Annotated in this window: 24 protein-coding genes; 9 read left to right on the top strand and 15 right to left on the bottom strand. The window is 72.2% G+C overall.

Annotated features, from left to right (window positions below; genetic code table 11):
• Nucleotides 1-28: 28 nt before the first annotated feature.
• From mnhG to BM249_RS12955, 6 genes are read right to left on the bottom strand one after another with little or no spacing between them, the layout of a single operon-like run.
• Nucleotides 29-370 (bottom strand): monovalent cation/H(+) antiporter subunit G, encoded by a 342-nt coding sequence (gene mnhG, locus BM249_RS12980; protein WP_091972440.1) that lies wholly within the window; start codon nt 368-370, stop codon nt 29-31.
• Nucleotides 367-651: a K+/H+ antiporter subunit F gene (locus BM249_RS12975; RefSeq protein ID WP_091972439.1), complete on the bottom strand. Its 285-nt coding sequence runs from the start codon at nt 649-651 to the stop codon at nt 367-369. Before BM249_RS12975 ends, mnhG begins: the two co-directional genes overlap by 4 nt.
• On the bottom strand, nt 648-1,136 hold the full coding sequence (locus BM249_RS12970; RefSeq protein ID WP_091972437.1) for a Na+/H+ antiporter subunit E: 489 nt from the start codon (nt 1,134-1,136) through the stop codon (nt 648-650). The genes BM249_RS12975 and BM249_RS12970 overlap by 4 nt, the downstream gene beginning before the upstream one ends.
• Nucleotides 1,133-2,698: a monovalent cation/H+ antiporter subunit D gene (locus BM249_RS12965; protein ID WP_091972435.1), complete on the bottom strand. Its 1,566-nt coding sequence runs from the start codon at nt 2,696-2,698 to the stop codon at nt 1,133-1,135. Before BM249_RS12965 ends, BM249_RS12970 begins: the two co-directional genes overlap by 4 nt.
• Complete coding sequence (locus BM249_RS12960) at nt 2,695-3,063, bottom strand: Na+/H+ antiporter subunit C (protein ID WP_091972433.1); 369 nt, start codon at nt 3,061-3,063, stop codon at nt 2,695-2,697. Before BM249_RS12960 ends, BM249_RS12965 begins: the two co-directional genes overlap by 4 nt.
• A gap of 5 nt (nt 3,064-3,068) precedes the next feature.
• Complete coding sequence (locus tag BM249_RS12955) at nt 3,069-5,975, bottom strand: monovalent cation/H+ antiporter subunit A (protein ID WP_091972431.1); 2,907 nt, start codon at nt 5,973-5,975, stop codon at nt 3,069-3,071.
• A gap of 188 nt (nt 5,976-6,163) precedes the next feature.
• Here BM249_RS12955 and BM249_RS12950 point away from each other — a divergent pair, with 188 nt between their 5' ends.
• Nucleotides 6,164-6,817: a PRC-barrel domain-containing protein gene (locus BM249_RS12950; RefSeq protein ID WP_091972429.1), complete on the top strand. Its 654-nt coding sequence runs from the start codon at nt 6,164-6,166 to the stop codon at nt 6,815-6,817.
• 17 nt (nt 6,818-6,834) lie between these two features.
• Entirely contained in the window at nt 6,835-7,071 is a 237-nt protein-coding gene (locus BM249_RS12945) for a hypothetical protein (RefSeq protein WP_244528733.1), read from the top strand.
• A 3-nt stretch (nt 7,072-7,074) separates the two neighbouring features.
• Here BM249_RS12945 and BM249_RS12940 read toward each other — a convergent pair whose 3' ends face one another.
• From BM249_RS12940 to BM249_RS12910, 7 genes are all read right to left on the bottom strand, one after another.
• Nucleotides 7,075-7,908, bottom strand: a complete 834-nt coding sequence (locus BM249_RS12940; RefSeq protein WP_091972426.1) for an ABC transporter substrate-binding protein — start codon at nt 7,906-7,908, stop codon at nt 7,075-7,077.
• Nucleotides 7,881-8,588 (bottom strand): ATP-binding cassette domain-containing protein, encoded by a 708-nt coding sequence (locus BM249_RS12935; protein WP_091972424.1) that lies wholly within the window; start codon nt 8,586-8,588, stop codon nt 7,881-7,883. Before BM249_RS12935 ends, BM249_RS12940 begins: the two co-directional genes overlap by 28 nt.
• Before the next feature lie 5 nt (nt 8,589-8,593).
• Nucleotides 8,594-9,289, bottom strand: a complete 696-nt coding sequence (locus tag BM249_RS12930) for an ABC transporter permease (protein ID WP_091972422.1) — start codon at nt 9,287-9,289, stop codon at nt 8,594-8,596.
• 83 nt (nt 9,290-9,372) lie between these two features.
• The gene (locus tag BM249_RS12925) at nt 9,373-10,626 is read right to left on the bottom strand and encodes a molybdopterin molybdotransferase MoeA (RefSeq protein ID WP_091972420.1); all 1,254 of its coding nucleotides are present in this window, start codon (nt 10,624-10,626) and stop codon (nt 9,373-9,375) included.
• On the bottom strand, nt 10,610-11,161 hold the full coding sequence (gene mobB, locus BM249_RS12920; protein WP_091972486.1) for a molybdopterin-guanine dinucleotide biosynthesis protein B: 552 nt from the start codon (nt 11,159-11,161) through the stop codon (nt 10,610-10,612). The genes BM249_RS12925 and mobB overlap by 17 nt, the downstream gene beginning before the upstream one ends.
• Nucleotides 11,158-13,149 (bottom strand): molybdopterin biosynthesis protein, encoded by a 1,992-nt coding sequence (locus BM249_RS12915; protein WP_091972418.1) that lies wholly within the window; start codon nt 13,147-13,149, stop codon nt 11,158-11,160. Before BM249_RS12915 ends, mobB begins: the two co-directional genes overlap by 4 nt.
• Nucleotides 13,128-14,228, bottom strand: a complete 1,101-nt coding sequence (locus tag BM249_RS12910) for a molybdopterin-binding protein (protein ID WP_244528732.1) — start codon at nt 14,226-14,228, stop codon at nt 13,128-13,130. The genes BM249_RS12915 and BM249_RS12910 overlap by 22 nt, the downstream gene beginning before the upstream one ends.
• Nucleotides 14,229-14,510: 282 nt before the next feature.
• Here BM249_RS12910 and BM249_RS12905 point away from each other — a divergent pair, with 282 nt between their 5' ends.
• Complete coding sequence (locus BM249_RS12905; protein WP_425284829.1) at nt 14,511-15,743, top strand: c-type cytochrome; 1,233 nt, start codon at nt 14,511-14,513, stop codon at nt 15,741-15,743.
• Between the two features lie 5 nt (nt 15,744-15,748).
• On the opposite strand, the gene BM249_RS12900 is transcribed toward BM249_RS12905, so the two are convergent.
• Both BM249_RS12900 and BM249_RS12895 read right to left on the bottom strand, forming a co-directional pair.
• Nucleotides 15,749-16,252 (bottom strand): GNAT family N-acetyltransferase, encoded by a 504-nt coding sequence (locus BM249_RS12900; protein ID WP_091972413.1) that lies wholly within the window; start codon nt 16,250-16,252, stop codon nt 15,749-15,751.
• Between the two features lie 110 nt (nt 16,253-16,362).
• Nucleotides 16,363-18,345, bottom strand: a complete 1,983-nt coding sequence (locus tag BM249_RS12895; RefSeq protein ID WP_091972483.1) for a 4Fe-4S dicluster domain-containing protein — start codon at nt 18,343-18,345, stop codon at nt 16,363-16,365.
• Between the two features lie 198 nt (nt 18,346-18,543).
• Between BM249_RS12895 and BM249_RS12890 the strand changes: the two genes are divergently transcribed.
• From BM249_RS12890 to BM249_RS12865, 6 genes are all read left to right on the top strand, one after another.
• A complete protein-coding gene (locus BM249_RS12890) occupies nt 18,544-19,293 on the top strand; it encodes a biotin/lipoate--protein ligase family protein (RefSeq protein WP_091972411.1) in 750 nt (249 codons plus the stop codon).
• On the top strand, nt 19,290-19,847 hold the full coding sequence (locus tag BM249_RS12885) for a DUF6505 family protein (protein WP_091972409.1): 558 nt from the start codon (nt 19,290-19,292) through the stop codon (nt 19,845-19,847). Before BM249_RS12890 ends, BM249_RS12885 begins: the two co-directional genes overlap by 4 nt.
• A gap of 37 nt (nt 19,848-19,884) precedes the next feature.
• Nucleotides 19,885-20,895, top strand: a complete 1,011-nt coding sequence (locus BM249_RS12880; protein ID WP_091972407.1) for a DUF6352 family protein — start codon at nt 19,885-19,887, stop codon at nt 20,893-20,895.
• A gap of 11 nt (nt 20,896-20,906) precedes the next feature.
• Complete coding sequence (locus BM249_RS12875; protein WP_091972405.1) at nt 20,907-21,425, top strand: DUF3305 domain-containing protein; 519 nt, start codon at nt 20,907-20,909, stop codon at nt 21,423-21,425.
• Nucleotides 21,422-22,093 carry a DUF3306 domain-containing protein gene (locus BM249_RS12870; RefSeq protein ID WP_091972403.1) on the top strand — a complete coding sequence of 224 codons (672 nt, stop codon included), beginning with the start codon at nt 21,422-21,424 and terminating at the stop codon, nt 22,091-22,093. The genes BM249_RS12875 and BM249_RS12870 overlap by 4 nt, the downstream gene beginning before the upstream one ends.
• 114 nt (nt 22,094-22,207) lie before the next feature.
• Nucleotides 22,208-22,840, top strand: coding sequence for a TorD/DmsD family molecular chaperone (locus tag BM249_RS12865; protein WP_425284828.1), 633 nt, complete (start codon nt 22,208-22,210; stop codon nt 22,838-22,840).
• The last annotated feature ends 24 nt before the right edge of the window (nt 22,841-22,864 follow it).

Below are 22,864 nucleotides of genomic sequence, written 5' to 3'. Positions count from 1 at the left end.
CCGCCGGTCGCAACGCGTTTGAAGGGGCTTACGGATCCGGCGGCGCGTCGGCGTTGCCTTCCGTGCGGTCACGGTAGGTGGCCGCGCGGCCGAGCAGGATCAGGGTGACGGGCGTCGTCACCGTGAGGAACAGGCCGATGAGGAGGTCGCGCAGGACCAAGCGTCCCTCGTCCATCGAGAAGAACACCACCGAGGCGGCCACGATGAGGGCCATGCCGAGGGTCGCCCCGAGGGTCGGGGCATGGACGCGCTCGTAAAAGGTCCGCAAACGGATCAGCCCGATGGCGCCGATGAGGGAGAAGCCCGCGCCACCGAGTGCCAGGGCGACCACGAGGCAGGCGGCCCAGAGGGGAATATCCGTGTCCGTCACTGGATCACCTCGCCCTGCATCAGGAACTTCGCCAGGGCCAGGGTCGCGGCGAAACCCAGCAGGGCGATGACGAGGGCGGCCTCGAAGGAAAGGCCGTCACCGGTGCGCAGGCCGTGCACCATGATGGTCAGCATCCCGTTGAGGTAGACCGTGTCGAGGCCCAGCACCCGGTCCTGTGCGCGGGGACCGCGCAGAACGCGCCAGGCGGCGAGCGCCATGGCGAGGACCAGCATGGCTTGGGCGAGGCCGAGGCCATACGCGAGGATGAGCGGCGCACTCAACGGAAGATCTCCAGAAGCGGACGTTCGTAGCGATCCTTGATCCGGCGGACCCAGTCGTCGCCGTCCGTGAGGTCGAGGACGTGAAGGAGCAGGCGACCGGTGGCGGACTCGTACTGGACCCACAGGGTGCCGGGTGCCCCCGTGATGATGATCGACAGCACCGTCAGGCCGTAGGGATCGCGCAGGTCGAGGGGAATCGACACGAAGCCCGTGCGGCGCTCCCCCCGGTTCAAGCCGAGGATCACCTTGGCGACGTCGATGTTGGACCGCACCACGTCGACCAGGACCGTCCCGGCGAGGCGGAGGATCACGCCCGGCGCGCGGGCGCGAACGGCGTCGGGCCGCAGGGCCAGCATGACGAAAGGCACGAGCCAGCCGACGAGGCCCGCGAGGAGGAGCGTCGCCGGGGTCACGGGGGCGTTCAGGAGCAGCCACATCACCGCGAGGGCGAGGGACAGCAGGGGGTGGGGCAGGAGCCGGCTCATGGCGTGCCCTCCCCGAGGACGGCGTGGATGTAGCCGGCGGCGTTCGACAGCCCCTCGACGGCCCGGTCGGTGTAGGCGAGCCCCGTCCCGCCCCACAGGCTGAGGCCAAGACAGATTCCGAGAAGTCCCGCGAGGGCGGTGAATTCCAGGGGGCCGATCACCGGATCGGGATCGTCGTGCGGCACCCAGAACCCCAGGATGCCGAGGCGCACGAGGGGCACCAGGGTGCCGAGGCTGGAGACGGTGAGAAGAAAAATGAAGGCCCAGGCTGAGCCCGGCATCGCCCCGGCGGCGAGGCCGGAGAACATCGCGAGCTTGCCGATGAAGCCGGCCAGAGGCGGCAGGCCGGCGAGCATCAGGGTGCAGAGCAGGAAGGCGCCCCCGGCGATGGCTGAAGCCGCCGGGATCACCCGGCCGGTCTCCGTCGCCCCCTCGTCGTCGAAGGGATCGCGGTACTCGTCGGCGAAGACCGCGAGGGACGCGGCGGCGGGATCGCGCCCACGCTGGAGGATCTCGCCCAGCAGGAACAGGGCCGCCGCCGCCAGGGTCGAGCCAACGAGGTAGAATAGGGCGCCCGACAGGGCCGCGCGGTTGCCGGTCCCGAGGGCGCCCAGCACCGTGCCGGACGAGATCATCACCGCATAGGCCGCCGCCCGCATGACGTCGCGGACGCCCAAAATCCCGAGGGTGCCGTACGCCACGGTGGCGAGGCCGACGGCGAACAGCCAGCCCTGGCCGAACCCCTCCGAGACCCCGGCGCCGAACAGCAGCAGGCTCAGGCGCACCACGACGTAGACCCCGACCTTGCTGAGGATGGCGAGGACGGCCGCCGCCGGCGCGCTCGCGGCGGCATAGGTCGGCGCCAGCCAGAACCCGAGGGGCCACGCGCTGCACTTGATGAGGAAGGCGAGGCCGAGCACGGCGCAGCCCGCCTCGACCAACACCACGTCTTCGCTCCCCGGACCCGACAGGCGCCGGGCGAGGTCGGCCATGTTGAGGGTGCCCATGGTCCCGTAAATGAGGCTGACGCCGACGAGGAAGAACAGCGACGCGATGAGGTTCACGGCGATGTAGGCGAGCCCCGCCCGGATGCGGGCTTCGCCGGAGCCGTGGAGCACGAGGCCGTAGGAGGCGGCCAGCATCACCTCGAAGAACACGAACAGGTTGAACAGGTCTCCCGTCAGGAAGGCGCCGTTCACCCCCATGAGCAGGAGGAGGAACAGTGCGTGGAAGCGCGGCCCCGCCCGGTCCCAGCGCGCCACGGCGAAGACCAGGGCGAACAGGCCGAGCACCGCCGTGAGTAGCAGCATCAGCACGGAGAGCCGGTCGGCCACGAGGACGATGCCGTAGGGCGCCGCCCAGTTGCCGAGGCGATAGATGAGGGGCGCGTCCGTCACCTGCGCCGCGAGGGCGAGGGCGACGACGAGGAGCGCCGCCGCCGTGGCCAGACTCATCGCCGCCTTGAGGCCGCTTCGCCGCTCATCGAGCAACAGCATGATCCCGGAGGCCGCGATGGGCAGCACGATGGGCAGGACGAGGAGGTGATCGCTCCAGGCGCTCATCGGCCGGACTTCCCCAGACCTTGCTCGCGCCGACCGGGCTCCTGGCCATCGACGTGGTCGCTGCCGGTGACGCCGCGCGCCGCCAGCAGGACGACGAGGAACAGGGCGGTGAGGGCAAAGCTGATGACGAGGGCGGTGAGCACCAGGGCCTGAGGCACCGGATCGGCGATCCCGGCCGCGTCGGTCCCGGAGGCCAGGACCGGCGCGGCCCCGACCTTGAGGCGGCCCATGGCGAAGATGAATAGGTTCACCGCGTAGGTCAGCAGCGACAGCCCGAGAATGGCCTGGAAGGTGCGCGGCCGCAGGAGCAGCCACACGCCCGAGGCGGCGAGCACGCCGATCCCCAGGGACAGGACGAGTTCCATCGGGTCTATGCCTCCGGCTCGGCCGCCGCCTCGCGGGCGCGGCGCAGGGATTGCCGCGCCAGGGCGACGAGCATGAGGACGCTGGCCCCCACCACGAGGACGACCACGCCGAGATCGAAGGCGACGGCGGAGGCCATGGGAATTTTACCGAGGATCGGCACCTCGGCGTACTGGAAGGTGGCGGTGAGGAACGGGCGGCCGAACAGCCACGGTACCGCCCCGGCCAGCCCGGCGACCAGGAGGCCGAGGCCGATCCACGCGATCGGCCGGATGCGCAGACGGTCCTCCACCCATTGGGCGCCGCGCGCCATGTACTGGAGAATGAACGCGATGGTGAGGGCGATGCCGGCCGCGAAGCCGCCGCCCGGGAGATCGTGCCCGCGCAGGAACAGGTGCAGGGCGAAGACACAGACGAACGGGAACAGCCAGGTGATCACCACGGTGGGGATCAGCAGGGCGTCGGCGGCGGTGTCCCCGACCTCCCGGTCGGCGCGGGCCCGGTCGGCGGCCTCCTGACGGAGTTGCTGCCGGGGGCGTTCCAGGCTGTCGGCGGCGGGGCGGAACCGCCGCAGGAGGGCGAACACCGTGAGGCCGACGATCCCGAGCACGCTGATCTCGCCGAGCGTGTCGAAGGCGCGGAAATCCACCAGCAGGACGTTGACGACGTTGCGCCCCCCGGCCTGCGGATAGGCCGCCTCCACGAACCAGCGGGCGATGCCCTCCGGCGCTGGCCGGGTCATCACCGCGTAGGCGAGGCTTGCGAGGCCCGTTCCGACAGTCGCCGCGACGACGAAGTCGGTGACGCGGCGGCGGCGGGCGCGACGGTTCTCTTGCTGCGTCACCACGATGGCCTCGTCGCGTTTCGGCAGCCAGCGCAGGCCCAGAAGCAGCAGCACCGTGGTGACGATCTCGACGAGGAGTTGGGTGACGGCCAAGTCCGGCGCCGACAGCCAGACGAAGGTGAGGCTGCCGACGAGGCCGGCGCCGCCCGTGAGCATCACGGCCGAGAGGCGGTGATACTTCGCGCGCTCGGCCGCCCCGAGGGCGCAGGCGCCGCCGACGAGCCACAGCAGGGCGAAAGCCGGATCGATCCCGGCGAGGGACGGGGGCGCGAGCGTCGGCCAACCGCGCGCGAGGGCGACGGACAGCCCGGCGATCAGGGCGACGAGGAACAGGGTTCGCAGTTGCGCCTGGAGCCGCGTGGCCCCGAACATCCGCTCGAACCAGCGTGCGCCCCTGACGAGGCCGGTCATGGTCCGCTCGAACAGGAAGCCGCCGTCGAGGCGGTGCATCAGCCAGGGGCCGCCGCGCGGGTTGGTGTTGATCCGGCGGCCGAACGCGAAATACAGGCCGACGCCGCCGGCGAGTGCCCCCATGCTGAGGGCGAGGGGCGCGTTGACGCCGTGCCAGATGGCGAGATCGTAATCGGGGCCGCCATTCCCGAACACCGCCCGGGTGGCGACTTCGAGGGCCGGCCCGATGGTGAGGTTCGGCACCAGCCCCACGGCGACGCAGGCGAGCACCAGAACCTCGATGGGGAGCCGCATCCAGCGCACGGGCTCGTGGGGCGCGTGCGGCAGATCGTGGGGCGGCGCCCCGAAGAAAGTCTGGCGGATGAAGCGCAGGGAGTAGAGCACCGTGAAAGCGGACGCGACGGTCGCCAGCACCGGCAGGGCGAGCTGGACCGGATGGTCGCCGACGTTGTCGACGGCCTCCGACAGGAACATCTCCTTCGACAGGAAGCCGTTGAGGAGGGGCACGCCCGCCATGGCGGCGGCGGCCACCATGGCCAGCGTCGCCGTGTGGGGCATCGCCCGCCACAGGCCGCTGAGGCGGCGCATGTCGCGGGTTCCGGTCTCGTGGTCGATGATGCCGGCGGCCATGAACAGCGACGCCTTGAAGGTGGCGTGGTTCACGGTGTGGAAGATCGCCGCCACGACGGCGAGGCGCGAGTTGAGGCCGAGCAGCAGGGTGATGAGCCCGAGGTGGCTGATCGTCGAATAGGCGAGCAGACCTTTCAGGTCGTGCTGGAAGATGGCGCTCCAGGCGCCCACCAGCATCGTCGCCATGCCGGCGGTGCCGACGATCCAGTACCAGGCGTCGGTCTCGGCCAGCACCGGCCACAGGCGGATCATGAGGAAGATGCCGGCCTTCACCATGGTGGCCGAGTGCAGGTAGGCGCTGATGGGGGTCGGCGCCGCCATGGCGCGGGGCAGCCAGATGTGGAACGGGAACTGCGCCGACTTCGTGAGCGCCGCCGCCAGGACGAGGACGAGGGCGGGCAGGTAGAGGGGGCTCGACCGGATGGCGTCGCCGGAGGCCAGCACCACGGCGAGATCGTAGCTGCCGACGATGCGCCCGATCACGACCATGCCGGCCAGCAGGCACAGGCCGCCCAACGCCGTGATGGTCAGGGCCATGCGCGCCCCGTCCCGCGCCGCGCGGTTGTCGTACCAGTAGCCGATGAGCAGGAACGAGAAGACGCTGGTGAGCTCCCAGGCCATCACCAGCTGGATGAGGTTGCCGGCCAGCACGAGGTTCAGCATCGCCCCCACGAAGGCGAGGAGGAACGCGAACAGGCGCGGCACGGGGTCCTCAGCCGCCATGTAGTAGCGCGCGTACAGCACCACGAGGGCGCCGATACCGAGCACCAGCACGGCGAACAGCCACGCCAGCCCGTCGAGGCGCAGGGTCAGACCGACGCCCAGAGTCGGCAGCCAGTCGAAGGTCCGCACCACCGTACCGGCGCCGACATGCGTGAAGAGCGCGCCGATACACGCGAGGGCCGCGAGGGTCACGCCTCCGGCGAGGAGGGCGGCGGCGTTGCGCGCGTCCCGGGGCAGCAGGGCCACCGCCACGCTGCCGAGGAAGGGCAGGAGGGCGGCCGTGACGAGGAGGAACTCGGCGGGCATGGGGCAAGGGTCTCGGGGGACTGGGGCCTCGAATGCGGGGGCCTTGGAAAAAGCGATCCTGCCCCGTGCTCTGAACGAGTTTTCCCGGTTTGTCGCCCCGGGGATCACGATCCGGCCGTTCGATGAACCGGACGGTCCGTGGCGCATTGGACTTTGAACAGCCCGCCGTCCCACGCCCGGAGTCCATCATGAACACGTCCCGTCGGAGCGTCGCGCTCCTCTTCGCCCTCCTGTGCGGGGCGGGCGCCGTGGGGTTCGACGGGGCCGCGCGGGCGGCCGAGGGGGCGGACGCGACCCCGCGAGCGCAGTTCCGGACGGCGCCTCCGGCCGGGGCGTTGCGAGTGTCGAAGGTCCTCGGGGTCGATGTCGTCGGCCAGGATCACGTCCGCGTCGGAACCATCGCGGACGTGCTCACCGACGCCGAGGGCCGGATCGAGACGGTGGTGATCGGCGTCGGCGGCGTCCTCGGCATCGGCGAGAAATACGTCGCGGTGCCCTTCGGCCTGTTTGCCTGGAACGTCGGCGACGTGCCGCTCACGGGCAAGCCCACCTCCGTCGCCACCCCGCAGAACGCCCCGAGCGCGGAAGAGGCGGCCAAGGCCGGGCCGGCGACGATGCCGGGGAGCGACACCACGCGCGAGGTGCTGGGCGCCGTGCAGAACCACCATACCGGCCGCGTCACCGATACGACGGGGACGGTGGAGGCCAGCACACCGCCGGCCGAGCCCGCGACCGTCCTCGCCGGGGCTTCGGGCAACGCCCCCGTGCGGGCGGAGGTGCGGATGACCAAGGCCGAACTCGCCGCCGCCCCCGCCTTCCGGTTCGACGGCGACCCCAAGTGACCGTGAGGCAAGCGACCATGACACCCGATCGCATGACCCGGCTCGCGGCCCTCCTCTGGCTCGCCTTCCCAAGCCTTGCCCTGGCTCAGACGACGAACCCCGCCCCGCCGATCCCCACGACGGGACCGGCGGGCTCGAATTCCACCGCCAACACCCTGGCGGCGACGGATTTCAACTGGGTTTGGGTCAGCCTCGTGATCATCGTCCTCGGGGCCGCCCTCTGGTACGTCGTGCGCAAGCGCCAGTCGCGCTGAGCCTTACGGCGTCCGGGCGGTCGCGCTCGGGAAGAACAGCTGCTCGCCGCCGATCCGGTAGGCGGCGATGGACGCCTGCCCCTCGGGCGAGACCAGCCAGTCGATGAAGGCCTGGCCCTCCTTCGCCTTCACGGTGGGATGCTTGTCCGGATTGACCAGCATCACGCCGTAGGGGTTGAACAGACGCTTGTCGCCCTCGACCAGGATCGCGAGGTCACCCCGGTTCTTGAACGACAGCCAGGTTCCCCGGTCGGCCAGGATGTAGGCGTTCAGCGCGGAGGCGGTGTTCAGGGCCGGGCCCATGCCCTGGCCGACATCGCGGTACCAGTCGCCCTTGACGGCGGGGAGGTCGATGCCGGCCTCCTTCCAGCTGCGCAACTCGGCGCTGTGGGTGCCCGAGCGGTCGCCCCGCGACACGAACGGCGCCTTTGCGGCGGCGATCTTCGTCAGGGCGGCGGTGATGTCCGTCCCCTTGGCGCCGGCCGGATCGGATTTCGGTCCCACCAGCACGAAGTCGTTGTACATCACGTCGAAGCGCGCCTTGGCGAAGCCCTGCGCCACGAAGGCATCCTCCGCCGGTCGGTCGTGGACGAGGACGACGTCGGCGTCGCCCCGGCGCGCCGCGTCGAGGGCCTGACCGGTGCCCAGGGCCACAACCTTCACGGCGATGCCGGTCTTCGCCTCGAAGGCGGGCAGGATGTGCTTGAACAGGCCGGATTGCTCCGTCGAGGTGGTGGAGGCCACGACGATGGAGGCGGGCTCGGCGTGCGCGAGCGTGGCGGTGCCCAGGAGGGCGAGAAGCCCGAGGGTCAGGAAGCCGCGGCGAGGGACGACCAAGGCAGTTCTCCATCGAGATAGGCGCGCGCCTGCGGCGTGCGCGGGGACAACAGGGTGGCGCGGGTCGGGCCGTGCTCGACGGCCCGCCCTTGCGCGAGGACGATCACGTCGGCGGCGAGGCGGGCCACCTGCGCGAGGTTGTGGGAGACGAGCACCACCTTGGTGCCCTCCGCCGCCATCTCGGCGACGAGGGCCTCCACGAGGTCCGTTGCGCCGGGATCGAGGTTCGCCGTCGGCTCGTCGAGGAGGAGGAGATCGGGCCGGGCCGCCCAGGCGCGGGCGAGCGCCAGGCGCTGCTGCTCGCCGCCCGAGAACCGGGTCGCCGGGTCGTGGGCCCTGTGGGCGAGGCCGACCCGGGCGAGGGCCGCCGCGACGCGCCCCCGGCGCTCCGTCCGGGGCAATCCCAGGGCGGCGAGCCCGAGGGCGACGTTGGCGGCGGCGCTCGCCCGGATCAGGGCCGGTTTCTGGAATACGAAGGCCCGGCGCTTGGCCTGTACGGTCAGGCTGCCGCTGTTCGGGGCGAGGAGGCCGTCGATCACCCGCAGGGTCGCGCTCTTGCCCGCCCCGTTGGGGCCGACGAGGGCGGTGATGCCGCCGGGCGGGATCGCGAGGCTCAAACCATCGAGGATCGTGGTGCGGTTGAGGACGAGGACGATGTCCGTGAGGGTGATGCCCGCCATCCGGGTCAACCATAGGCGCGGACGGCGTGTCCGCGCAGGAGGGCCGCCACGGCATTCACCGTGACGACGAGGGCGATGAGCACGACCCCGAGGGCGAGGGCGAGACTGAGGTCGCCCTTCTGGGTCTCGAGCGAAATCGCCGTCGTCATGGTCCGGGTATGGCCGTCGATGTTGCCGCCGACCACGAGAACGGCCCCGATCTCCGAGATGGCCCGCCCGAAGGAGGCGAGGGCCGCCGTGACCAGGGAGAAGCGGGTGTCGTAGATGAGCACCCCGGCCCGGCGCGGGGCCGACAGGCCCAGGGACCGCAACTGCTCGCCGAGGTGATCCTCCGCATCGGCGATCACCTGCCGGGTCAGGGCCGCGACGAGGGGTGTGGCGAGCACCGCCTGGGCGGCCACCATGGCGGTGGGGGTGAACAGCAGGCCGAGGGACCCGAAGGGGCCGGAGCGCGACAGGACGAGGTAGAGCACCAGCCCGACGATGACGGGGGGCAACCCCATGAAGGCGTTGAGCAGGCCGACGAGGGCGCCCCGTCCCGGGAACCGCGCCACGGCGAGGACGGCGCCGAGCGGAATGCCAAGCAGCAACCCGATGGTGACGGCCGAGAGGCTGACCCGCAGGGACAGCCACGCAATGGCGACGACGTCGCGGTCGAGGGTGGCCAGCCGGGCGAACGTCTCGCGGATCGTGTCGGTCATGACGCCCGGAGGTTGGAGATACGTTCCGATGCTATGTCCGACACGGGGAGATCAATAGGAAGCACACTTCCGATGCCGTAGGGCTACCAGAGCCCGGTGTGCGGATGGAAGACGAGGGCATCGCCGGGTGTCACGCCGGTGGCGTCGTCCGGCAGCTCGGCGAGGCCGTCGCTTCCCGTGAGGGAGGTGAGGAGGCCCGCCCCCTCGCGGGGGAAGTTATGCGCCTCCACGAGGCCGTCGGGGCCGGTGGCGAGGCTGACCCGGACGAATTCCCGCCGGCCCGCCTTCTTGCGATAGGCAAAGGCGGCCCGCACGGTCCGCGGCTTCGGGGGCGGCAGCACCATGCCGCCGAGGCGGGCGAGGAGGGGGCGCACCACGAACAGCAGGGTGACGTAGACCGCGACGGGGTTGCCCGGCAGGCCGACGAACGGCGTGCCGTCGACGAGGCCCATGGCGACGGGGCGCCCCGGCTTGATGGCGAGGCGCCAGAACAGCAGCTGGCCGACCGTCTCCACGGCGGTGCGCACGTGGTCCTCCTCCCCCGTCGAGACGCCGCCGGAGGTGAGGATGAGGTCGTGGTCGCGGGCGGCCTCGGCGAGGCGACGGGCCAGGGCTTGCGGCTCGTCGCGTAGGATGCCGAGGTCGTGGACGGAGGCGCCGAGGCGGGTGAGGAGGCTTGCCAGCATCACCCGGTTGGAATCGTGGATGGCGCCGGCCGCGAGGGGCGTTCCGGGCTCGGCCAGTTCGTCGCCCGTCGAGAACAGGGCGATGCGCAGGCGGGTGCGCACGGGCAGGCGGGCATGGCCCGTGGCGGCGGCGAGCGCCAGATCCGGCGGGACCAGCCGGCGGCCCGCCGCGATGATCCTTTCTCCCCGCGCCACGTCCTCCCCGGCCGCGCGGGCGTTGGCACCCCGCTTCAAGCCGGTCGGCAGCAGGACCGCATCGCCGTCCCGGCGCACGTCCTCCTGCATGAACACCGTATCGGCCCCCGGCGGCAGCACGGCGCCGGTGAAGATGCGCACGGCGCCCCCCGCCGCCGCGACGGCTTCGGGTGCCGCCCCGGCGGGAAGCCGGCCGCGCACGGGCAGGCGGGTCTCGCCATCGCAAGCCAGATCGGCGAACCGCACGGCGTAGCCGTCCACGGCGGAATTGGCGAAGGGCGGCACGCAGTGACCGGCCACGACGTCCTCGGCCGCCACCCGTCCGTCTGCTTCGGCGAGCGACACCCACTCCGTTCCGGCGAGGACGGGCAGGCGCGCAGCGATGAGATCCGCCGCGTCCTCGATCCGCATCAGGGCTCCGCCGAAGGCGAAGCAATCGTCACTCAGCTGCGCCATGCGGCCTCCCGAGGCGGTCCAGGGTCGCGTCGAGGGCTTCGGCGCGGGCGAGCACGAGATCGGCGAGGCCGGCGATGTCGTCGAGGTCCACCACCGGGATGCCGGCCTGCGGAAAAGCGGTGTCGCTCGCGATCCCGACGATGCGGGGATCGTCGGGATGGAGCGGGGGCCGGCCGTTGGCGGCGCGGTGGACCTCGATCTTGGCGTGGGCCTCGCGCTTGAAGCCCTCCACGAGGGCGAGGTCGCAGGGCGACAGTTTTCGCAACAGATCGGCGAGGCCGGGCTCGGCGCCGTCCGCCACCTCGTGGATCTGGACCCAGCGCCGGGCGGAGGAGACGATGACCTCGCCCGCGCCCGCCGCGCGGTGGCGATGGGAATCCTTGCCCGGCTGGTCCACGTCGAACGCGTGATGGGCGTGCTTGAGGGTGGCGACCCGCAGGCCCCGGGCGACGAGGGCCGGGATCAGGCGCGTCAGCAGGGTGGTCTTGCCCGCCCCGCTCCAGCCCACGAGGCCGATGATCCGGGGTACAGTCATGGGGCCGCCTCCATCGCAAAGCCGAGGCCGCGCAGGGCCGCGCGCGTCGGCGCCTCGGCCAGCACCGCCAGGAAGGCCGCCACGGCCGGCTTGTCGCGGGCGATCTCCGCATGGGCGAAGTCGTAGCGCTCCTGGGTCAGGGGCAGGAAGCCGAGGCCATAGGCGCGGGCCACGGTGGCGATGGCGACGCCCCAATCGGCCCGCCCCTGGGCCACCGCCGCCGCCACGGCGTTGTGCGAGCGCGGCTGGTTCCAGAACCCGGCGGGACGCTTGGCCCCGAGGAGACCATCGACGAGGGCGCGGGTGCCCGAGCCGACGTTGCGGTTGACCATCACGGCATCGGGCCTCGCCACGGCGGCGGCCACGGCCGCCCGCGCGTCGCCGCCGTCGAACAGCGGATCGCCGGGCCGGAACACCACGCCCTGAAGCCGGCCCCAGCCGGGCACGAGGCTGAACCCCTCGGCGAGGAACGGCGCGTTGTAGCGACCGGTCTCGGGATCGAGGAGGTGCAGGGCGGCGAGATCGCATTCGCCGCGCTGGAGGGCGGCGAGGCCCCCGGCGGACCCGACCCAGAGGGTGCGGGTCCGGACACCCCGTTCGGCCAGGAGACCGACGACATGGTCGAGACCGACGCAATGGCTGCCGATGAGGATGAGGTCGGGCGGGCGGAGGCCGGCCCCGAGGCGGGTGACCGACACGGTCTCGCCGGCCTCGACCCCGGAGCGGGCAGCCGGAACCGCGAAGAAACCGTCGGCCTGCGAGAAGGCCGTGACGGCGCCCGATCCCTTCGAGACCGGCAGGGCGGCCAGCCCCTCGGGCGTCCGCGTCAGGGCCGCCATCACGAACTCGGTCCGGCCGAGTTCGGAGGCGACGCGCTGGGGCAGCACGGCTTGAACCGCCTCGTCCTCGCGCGGCGGCAGGCCCGCCAGGGCGCGGATCAACGGCACCACGAGGTCGTGGAACGTGAACATGGCCGAGGTGGGAAACCCCGGCAGCACCACGATGGCCTTGCCGTCCGCCACGGCGAGGCAGAGGGGCTTGCCCGGCTTCAAGGCGACGCCGTGCACGAGGATGCCGGGGGGGCCGAGTTCCCGCAGGATCCGGTGCGAGACGTCGCCCGCGCCCTTCGAGGTGCCACCGGACAGGACGACGACGTCGGTCTCGGCGAGCGCTTGGGCGAGGGCCGCCGACAGGGCCACCGCGTCGTCGCGCACGATGCCGAGGCGCACCGCCTCGCCGCCATTCTCCGTCACCGAGGCCGCCACGATGGGGCCGTTGGAATCGTAGAGCCCCCCCGGAGGCAGGGGCGCCCCGGCCGGCACGAGTTCGTCGCCCGTGGACAGGACCGACACCCGGGGCCGGCGCACCACCGGGACGGCGGCGAGGCCGCAGGCGGCCAGCATGCCGATCTCCCGCGCGGTGATGCGCAGGCCCTTGCGCAGGACCGTCTCTCCGGCGGCCATGTCGCTCCCGGCATAGCCGATGAACTGGCCCGGCCGCGCCGCCTGGACGAGGTCGATGGCAAGCGCGTCCTCGAAGAACTCGGTCTGCTCGACCATCACCACGGCGTCGGCGCCGCGCGGAATGACGCCACCCGTGGCGATGGGGGTCGCGGTGCCGGCGTCCACGGACAGACTCGGGGCAACGCCGCAGGCCAGGATTTCGTGGTTGAGGCGAAGGCGCCGGGGGGCCGCCGCCCCGGCCCCTTGCGTGTCGGCAGCCCGCACGGCGAAGCCGTCCACCAGGGCCCGGTCGAAGGGCGGCACGTCGATGGGGGAGGCGATGTCCCCGGCAAGGACACGGCCCAACGCGTCCGCGAGGGGCACGGTCTCGGCCGGCAGGGCGGCATGGGGCACGGCCGCGCGAAACCGCGCCGACGCCTCCTCGCGGCTCACCACGGTCAGAAACTGCTCCTGCCGGGCGGCGGCCGCGAGGCGGGCGCGGAAGGGGATGTCGTCCGGACTCGTCACAGGGGCAGGATCGCGCATGGCGCCCCCTCGGGATAGCCCTCGTGTTCGGGACCGACCAGGATCGCCGCCTCGGCCTCGGCAAGACGCGACAGGGCGAGATCGACGCCGCCGAGGGGATCGACGCCGCCGGCCCGGCGACGCACGAACACGACGTCGCTCATCCCGATGGTCCCGGTGACCTTGCGCAGGAGCGGCGCGGTCTCGGGCTCCGGCGGACGGGCGCCGGTGAGGGCGGCGCCAAGAGGGCGCCCGAGGGCGAGATAGGCGGCCAGCGCCGCTTCCGGGCGCCCCGGCAGCAGCAGGACCGCGCGGTCGCCGACCCGGCCGAAGGCGGCGGTCTCCCCCGGCCGGAGGGCGATGCCGTGGGCGAGGACGGTGCCGGCCCGCGCCAGGGCGGCGACGCTGTGGTCGGTCCGACCGGGGCCGGTGCCGCCGAGGACGAACGTCGCATCGGCCCGACTATCGGTGAGAGCCGCCGACAGGGCCACGGACTCGTCCGGGGCGGCGACGGTCTCCCCCGGGACCATGCCGTCGCGGGCGATCAGGTCGGACAGCATCGCGACGACGGGCGAGGCGGCTCCCGTGGCGACGAGAGCGATGCGGGGGACGCGTACGGGAAGGGTGTCACGCCCCGCCGCCGCCAGGGTGAGGCGATGCAGCGGCGTGATCCGTGCCCCGGCCGCGACCAGACAGGTGCCGGCCTTCACATCCTCGCCCCCGCGCCGGGCGCCGTCACCGGGGGGCGCGTCCGCCACGAAAGCGCGGCCCTCCAGGGCTTCGGGCGGCAGGACCGTGCAGGCGCCCTCGGGCAGGCGCCCGCCCGCCTCGACCCAGACCGGCGGCGTCGACAGCAGAACCGGCGCATACGCGGACGCCCCCGTGACGGCATCGGCCGCCACGGCCCAGCCGTCGCGCAGGGCCGAGGTCGCTTCGGGCCAGTCGCGCTCCGCGATGAGGTCGCGGGCGGCCGTGAAGCCGAGGGCCGCGTGGACGGATCGCCCCTCTTCGGCCACGGGTACGATCCCGGCGACGAGGCGAGCGACCGCCTCGGCCAAGGGCATCAGGGCCGTCGAGGCGTGCCGCATTGCGTCGATCATGCCGCCGTCGCGGGGGCGGGTGATCGGACGATCCCGGCTTTCGAGAGGGCAGGGCCATTCATGCCCCTGCGATGCGCCATCGGCCGACGTTGATCAAGCGGGGCGGCCCGCGCCGTCCGAGGCGACGTCGCGCGGCACAGGGCCCCAGGCTGAGGCCGGGACAGGATGCACGCGCCTCGTCTATGGTCCCTCGAACCGAGACGGAACGAGGGCGGGTTCGACACGACGATGCAGCACCCGCGTTTCCTTCGATCCCTGATTGTCGCGACCGCCCTCCTAACCATGCCCGCCCTGGCGCAGATGCGCGGGCATGGCGGCCCGGTACGGGCCTTGGGCGTGCTGCCGGGCGGCGAGATCGCGGTCTCGGGCGGCTTCGACCAGGCGGTGATCGTCTGGGGCATCCCGACGGGCACGGCGCTCAGCGTCCTGCGCTTCCACGAGGGAGCGGTGAACGCCGTGGCCGCCCTACCGGATGGCGGCTTTGCCACCGCCTCGGAGGATGGCCGCATCGCCGTGTGGCGGATCGGGCGGCCGGAGCCCGAACGGGTCTTTACCGAACATACCGGGCCGGTGACGGGGCTCGCGGTGTCGCCGGACGGCCTCGCTCTCGCCTCCGCCTCCTGGGACGGGACGGCGCGCATCCGGCCGCTTTCGGGCGGGCCGACGCGGGTGTTGGCCGGACACGCGGGCAACGTCAACGCCGTGGCGTACCTGCCCGATAGCCGGATCGCCACGGCGGGCTACGACGCCACCCTGCGGATCTGGCCGGCCGAGGACGGCAACGCCCCGCCCGTGGTCATCACCCTGCCGGCGCCCCTCAACGCCGTGGCGGTGGCCCGCGACGGCGCAATCGCGGTGGCGGGCGGCGACGCCACCGTACGCCTGCTCCGTCCGGACGGCCGCGAGCGGGGCGCCGTCGAAGTCGGGCCGAACCCGGTCATCGCGCTCGCGCTGTCGCCGGACGAGACCCGGATCGCGGCGGCCACGGCGGGCGGCACCGTGGCGGTGGTGGCCCGCGAGAGAGGGACGGTGCTGCGCCGCCTCGTCGGGCCGGGATTGCCGGTCTGGTCCGTCGCCTGGCGGGGCGACGAACTCGTCACCGGCGGGAGCGACCGGCTGGTCCGGCGCTGGAACGCCGCCACGGGCGAGCCCATCGGGGCCTTGAGCCTGCCGCGCCCGTCCGATCCCCTCGCGGCCTTCGCCGGGGATCGCGGCGCCGAGGTCTACCGCGCCTGCGTCGCCTGCCACGCCCTAACGCCGGAGGACGGGCCGCGCGCCGGCCCGACGCTCGCCGGCATCATCGGCCGCCGCATCGCCACCGCGCCGGGCTATCGCTATTCCGAGGCGCTGAAATCCATGGACCTCGTCTGGGACGCCGCCACCATCGCCCGCCTGTTCGAGGTCGGCCCCGCCCGCTACACGCCCGGCACCCGGATGCCGGAGCAGACCATCACGGCGGCCGAGGACCGCGCGGCCCTGGTCCGATTCCTTGAAAAGGCGACGGCGCTGCCCTGATCCCGTCAGGGCCGCCGGACCATGTAGCGAGCGTAGGGGCCGTAGCCCGCGAGCTTGTCCGCCAGAGCAGCATCACCCAACTCTTCGCGAAATCCCGACGCCGCCCAGAAGGCGGCGGAACGGTTCACCGCCACGAGGGCGATGGCCCTCTGCCCCGCCTGGGCGACAAGGTCGGCAATCGCCGCGCGGGCGTGCCCCCGGCCCGCCGCCTCGGGATGCAGGCCGAGATCGTGGAGATAGACGGCCTCCCCCGCTCTCCACTCCTCCGGCAGGGGCCGGTCGAGGGGCGGAATGCGGCCGAGCGGCCAGGGATAGGCGATGCAGTAGCCCCGGATCGCCTCCGCCCCGCCGCAGGCCAGTACGCGGCAGAGGTCCGGGGCGGCTTGCAGGCGTTCGGCGAAGCGCTCGGGCGCCTCGTAATGGTCAGGGAACAGGGCGTTCGCCAGCTCGACGACGGCGGGGAGATCCATCGCCGCCATGGCGCGCCAGCGCAAAATAGTGTGCCTCATGTGGTCTTCGCTTGACCCACCCCGTACGTCTCAAGCGCGGGCTCCCTCTCCTGAAAGGAGAGGGGACCCACGCGCTCATTCAAGCGCCGATCGTTCAACGGTCAGCCGCCTCAGACGCTTTCGCCCCGCTCGCGAAAATAGTCCTCCGTCGTGCGGGTGCGCGTCTGTTCCGGCCCGGCATGGGGGTCGAAGCCCTGGTTCAGGGCGGATTCCACGCGGCAATCCTCGCACATCATCAGGGCGTTGATGCGGTCCGCCCCGCCGGTGCCGGAGAACATCCAGTGGCGCTCGCGCAGCTTGGCGATGACCCGCTCGATGGTGCTGCGGGTGCCGAACGGCTTGTCGCACGCGATGCAGCAGAACGGCTCCTCCTCCTTCACGATCCGGCGCGGCGCCGTCCAGGCATCGAAGTCGAGGCCGGGCTTGAGATCGATCACCGATTCCGGGCAAGTCGCCGCGCACAGGCCGCACTGGACGCACAGGCTCTCCTCGAAGGCGAGGAGCGGCCGGTCGGCGCTGTCCGAGAGGGCGTTCGTCGGGCAGGCGCCGACGCAGGCGAGGCACAGGGTGCAATCCTGCGTGCGGAAGTCGAGACCGCCGAAGGGCGCCCCGGCGGCGAGCGACACATACGCGGTGGGCCGGGGCGCCGCCTCGTACATCTCGCGTAGGGCGAAGCGCAGGACTTCGCGCTTGCCGCCAACGGGGTTGAACCGGCTCGACCGGGCCGAGGCCATGCCGGGCGCCGCCTCCGCCAGGGCCGCCGCCAGGGCATCCGGATCATCGGTCTCGATGACCGAGACCACGGGCGCGCCCGCGCCGTAACCGAGGGCCTGCCCCAGGGTGTCGGCCAGGGCCGCCGTGCGGTGAAGACTCGCGAGATCGTGGTGGGGCCGGGCGCGGGCCAGCACGCGCACGTCGGCGGCACCGTAGGCGAACAGGGCCGCGAACACTTCCGCGCCGAGCTGCGTGATCTCGTTGACGCGCACGGGCAGCACCCGCGCGGGCAGACCGTCGCCGTGGCGGGCGAGGGCATCGATGAGCGGTTCGCCGTGGTCGCCGTCGTGGAACAGGATCGTCGGAGCGGTGCCGCCAGCCTGTGTGTAGGCCAGCATCAGGCTGCGGAGGCGCCGCATCAGGGCGTCGGCGGGGGGCACGGCATAGGCGGCCGCCCCCGTCGGGCAGACGGCGGCGCAGTTGCCGCAGCCGGCGCAGATCGCCGGGTCGATGGCGACGGAATCGCCCGCCGACGCGATGGCGCCCGTGGGGCAGACGTCGAGGCAGCGGGTGCAACCGGTGATCTTCGAGCGGGAATGGGCGCAGAGATCGGCGCGGAACTCCACGAACCGGGTCTTGTCGAAGGTGCCGACGAGGTCGGCCGCCGCCGTGATCGCCCGTTCCACCGCCGCCGGATCGCGCGGATCGGCCCGCAGGTAGCCGCTGCGCAGGTCATGGGCGGGAAACAGCGGCGTGCCGCCCGTCAGATCGAGGACCACGTCGCAGGTGGAGGTGGCGCCGTCGCGGCCTGGGCCGAACACGAGATGCGTGCGCGAGGAGGGGGCGGGCAGGGCGTAATCGTCGATCCGCAAGGTGAAGGCCCCGAGGCGCCCGGTGGCCCCCGCCACCGTGCCCTTGAGCACGGGAAAATCGTTGCGCCGGGGCGGCTCGACGGCGTCCGGCCGGGTCAGCAGTACGGTGACGTCGAGGGCGTCCGCCAGCCGCCGCCCGGATTCGATGGCCAGGGCGTCCCGTCCGTAGATCAGTGCGACGCCCTGGCTCTCGATGGGAATCGTGGCGACATCGGGCACGGGTTCGGCGGCGGCGGCGAGGATGGCCGCCATCTTCGGCCCGGCCTGCGTCGCCTGCGTCGACCACCCCGCGGTCTCGCGGATCTTGGCGTAGGCGACGCGGTCCTCCGCGCCCATCTCCTCGGCGACCTCGTCGAACAGGGGCGCCTGCAGGGTGCAGGACACGGTGACGGGCACACCGAGCGTCAGGGCCTCGCGGAACCGGTCGAGTTCGCGGCCGCAGAGCTGGTCGGCGGTCTTCAGGGTTCCGCCGCAGCCGCGCGCGAGGGCGGACGCGTCGAGGGGCATGGTCCCCTCGCAGGAACAGGCGAACACGATGCGATCGGACACGTTTGACCCTGAGGCATTGGGAACGGGCGCGGCCCCTTCGCGGGGCCGAACGCATCCGTTATATAATCGAACGGTTCAAAACGACGAACGGACCAATTGACCGCACCGGGCGCTCCCCGTCGCAGGCGGGTTTTCGAATCCTCAGACCCCGGCCCCATGACCGTTTCAGCCAAGACCGACCCGGCCGTCCTCGTCCTGCCGCCGGCCTTCACCGGGGTGACCGTCCCGGCGACGGAGGACGCCTTCACGCAGGCCCGTGCCCGCGCCGAGGCGGACGCGGGTGAGGCGGCCGGAACCCTCGTGATCGTCGAACGGACGGACTTGCTCGATCTCGCCGTCATCCTGGCGCCGGGCGAACCCCTGGCCTCGGCGCGGCGCGCCTTTCTCCTCGGCATGGTCGCCCTCATCGACGCCGTGGGGGCGTACGGCCCACCGGAGATGCCCATCACCCTGATCTGGCCCGGGACCCTGATGTTCGACGGCGCCCGCCTCGGCGGCGGACGCCTCGCCTGGCCGGAGGAATGCGCCGAGGATGCCGAGCCGGATTGGCTGGTGTTCTCCGCGACCCTCATCGTCTCGAAGGCGCAGTGGGGCGATCCGGGCCTCACCCCGGGCTCCACGGCCCTCGACGAGGAAGGATTCGGCCGCGATATCCGCCTTGCCCTCATCGAGAGCTTTGCCCGCAACCTCATGAAGGCGTTCGCGACGTGGGAGGAGGACGGGTTTTCCGGACTTGCCGCGCGCTACCTCGCCCACCTGCCGGCGGCCGTCGGGGCGAGGGCTGGGATCGACGGCAACGGCGATGCCGTGCTGGAGCGGGATGGAGCGACCGAGCGGCTGGCCCTGGCCCCAAACCTCGACGAGCCCGCCTGGCGCGACCCGGCCACCGGCATGGTGCGCCTGTGAGCGCCCTCAAGCTGCCCCGCACCCTGCGCCTCGATCCGTCCGACGCCTTCGTGTTCACGCAGGCCGCCGAGCCGGGGGAATGGGCTGTCACCGGCTCGTTTCTATTCTGGGACCGTGATCCGGCGAGCCTGACGGGCAAGGAGCGCGTCGCCTTCCGTTCGGGCTTTCTCGGCGTCGCCTCCTTCGGGTTCTCGACCCTGGTGGTGGTGAGCGAGGCGAGCGCGGCCGAACGGGACGGGGCCGTCGCGACGCTGGCCGATCACCTCCAGACCCGCCTCGGCGCGCCGGATCGCGCGGTGGCCCTGGCGGCGGCACGGGAGGAGATCGACTTTGCCGCCTCCCTCTGCGACCTGCCCGTCGGAACCGTGGTGGCGATGCACCGCACCGAGACCGACGGGCAGATCGCCGAAGCCTTCCGGACGTTGCACCAGAAGCCCGGCGGCGAAGATCGACTCCATGCCGGCGCCCGCGCCTTCCGTTTCGTCGAGACCGACGCGGACGAGCCCGAGGAACGGGCCGACCTCATCGGCCTCGCGCGGGGCCGGACGCCATGAACACCCCCGACGCACGCGAGAAGGACCGTTCCCCGTCATGACCGAGTTCTGGGTGTCGAGCGGCCACCATCTCACCCGGCGCACGGAAGGCGGGGGGCTCGCCGCGACGGACGAACTCATCCTCGCCTACCTCGCGCGGCCGGAACTCGTGCCGCCGGAGGAGGCCTGCGCGGCCGAGCGCGCCCTCTACGCTAGCCTGGGGGCGGAGCCCCGCCGCGCCGTCGCGCCGGGGGAACTCGCCGCCATCGCCGATGCCGATGCACGTGAGAACTGGGCCGTGCTCCTCGCCTTCCGCGACCGGCTCCTCGGGGCGCGCTCCCTCGAGGCCGCCTATCTCGGACTCGTGCGGGAGGGGCTGCAGGGAACGCCGTCCCTGTTCCTCAATCAGCTCGTCCACCTCATCCTGCGCAACGCCCTGGATGGCTGCGACGACCCCTACGTGCTGCGGGCGGCCGAACTGTTCTTCCGCACCCAGCGGGTCAGCCGGCACGAGGGGACGGTGCTGCTGGCCGATGCCGAGGTGATCGAGGCGCGAGAGGGCACGGCACCGCTTTCGCCCCTCGTGTCCATGCTGGGCAAGGAGGCGGCCAACGAACTCGACGTGCTGAACGACGAGAACGCCTGGAGCTACTGGAGCCGCTCCGACGCCTTCACCATGGCGCTCAACCTCGGCACCAGCGCCAAGAGCCGGGAGGGCCTCGCCCGCGTCATCGAGGTGTTCGTCCGTCACCTCCTCAACATCGCGGTGCGGGTCGTGCCCCTCGACCGGCTGGAGGACACGGACTGGCGCTGGTTCGTGGGCCTCGACGCCGAGGGCACGCGCATCGGCAACGCCCTGTGGCGCGGCGAGACCGTCGATGCGGCGACGCAGGAGCGCGTCATCGCCCTGTTCGGGCTCACCTTCGTCGATCCGGCCGAGGTCGATCCGAATGTCGGCGACAGGCCGGTCTATCTGCTGCTCGCGGGAACGCCCGCCAACCTCGTCCAGGTGAAACCGCAGAACCTCGTCGCCGGCCTGCCCCTGCGCGCCGAGCGGCCCGCGGCCTGAGGAGACGCGTGATGTCAGAGCACAAGCCCGACAACCATTTCGAGGTCGGCGTCGTGGTGGAGAAGCGCCGCCTCAAGGGGCCGTGGGCGACCCATGCGTGGCTCCCCGTCGCGATCCTGCCCGCCGCCCCCGCCGCGCCGCCGGGCACCCGCCTCTCCGGCACGGACGACGAGGGCACCTTCTACGCCGGCGCCTACGACGTGCACCTGCACCCGGCCGAAACGGCGCATTACCGCGACAACCTCGTCTCGGGCCGCCCGTCCCTGTGGGTCGCCCTGCGCAAGCGCGACGACGAGGATTATACCGTCGCGGCCGTCACGGCCGATCCCTACGAGGGGGAATCCATGGCGGAGGGGATCGGCGAGGTGGTGGAGGCCGTGCCGATGCCGCCCGACCTCCAGGCGAAGCTCCTCGCCTTCTTCGAGGCGCACCACATCGAGCGCACCTTCGAGAAGCGCAAGCGCGACCGGGCCGACCCCGAGGCCCTGGCCCGGCAGGCCGGCGGCGCCCGAAAGGGGAGGCGGGAATGAGCGACGGCTTCCTCGCCCGCTGGGCCCAGCGCAAGCGCGCCGTCCGCCGCGCCGAACGGCCCGAGACCTCGCCGCCGGAGGCCGAGACGGCCCTCGACGGAGCCGTGCCCCCGGCGGACGGGGCCGCGCCTCCCGACACGACCGACGAAGCGGTGGACCAAGACGTCCTGGCCGATCTGCCGTCGCTGGCGGACCTCACGGCCGAGACGGACCTGACGCCGTTCCTGCGCGCCGGCATCCCGGCGGCCCTTCGCAACGCCGCCCTGCGGAAGATGTGGTCCGTCGATCCGGCCATCCGCGACTTCGTCAGCGAGGCGCGGGAATACGCCTACGACTGGAACACCCCCGGGAGCGTGCCCGGCCTCGGGCCGCTGCTGCCCTCCGACGACGTCAAGGCCATGCTCGGCCGGATGTTCAACGCTCCGCCGTCCGAGGAGCCGGAGGATGATTCGGGCGCGGCCGAGACGACGCCGCCGGACCCGGTTTCCGAGTCCGACACGGCGCGGATTTCCAGCGTCGCCGACGTCCCCCTCGTGCCGGATGGCTCCCCCGTCGAAAGCACACCCGAAGCCGTTCCTGCGATTTTCGCCGATGAAACGCCGGCAACGATAAAGACAGTCGTTACAAAGCAAAGACTGCGACGCCATGGCGGCGCAATGCCGAGCTGAACCGTAGAATCCCGATTGCGCCTGTCTCGAACGCTTTTTATACTAGCTCCAAAGTAGACGATCCGGCCGGGGTTGGGCCGGGATGAGTTTAGGGTCAGGATGCGTTCCGTTGCGGTGGCCACCGATCACGCGGTCGAAGATCTTCACGACGACCGGGCTCGGGTGAGCGGGATCGTCGACGAGGTCGATCACGGACGCGCGCAGCTCTACGACCTCCTCGCCGTGGTCCTCGGACGGGCGCCGGACGGTGATCTGCTCACACTCCTCGGCGGCCTCGACGGCGACGACAGTCCCCTGGGACAGCCCCTCGCCGCCGTGGCCCGGGCGAGCCGCGAGGTGACGGCCGAAGCACTGGCGCGCGAGTATCACGACCTGTTCATCGGCGTCGGACGCGGCGAACTCCTGCCCTACGCCTCCTACTACCGCACCGGCTTCCTCAACGAGCGACCGCTCGCCCGCGTGCGCGACGATCTGCGCGAACTCGGGATCGAGCGGGATCCGGCGATGACGGAGCCGGAGGATCATCTCGCGATCCTCCTCGATTGCATGGCCGGCCTCGTTTCCGGCCGGATCGAAGCGGAGCCCGACGCCGCCCGCGCATTCTTCGGGCGGCACCTCGAGCCCTGGGCCGGACGTTTCTTCGGTGACCTGGAGCTGGCCAAGGCCGCGCGCTTCTACCGGGCCGTCGGGAGCCTCGGCCGCGCCTTCGTCGAGATCGAGACCCAAGCCTTCGCGATGGACGCCTGACCGTGCGCCGTCTTCGGAATTCAT

Source organism: Methylobacterium gossipiicola, assembly GCF_900113485.1.
Taxonomy (GTDB): domain Bacteria; phylum Pseudomonadota; class Alphaproteobacteria; order Rhizobiales; family Beijerinckiaceae; genus Methylobacterium; species Methylobacterium gossipiicola.
Note: the sequence above shows the minus strand (reverse complement) of the source record. Positions and strands in the feature narration are given on the sequence as shown.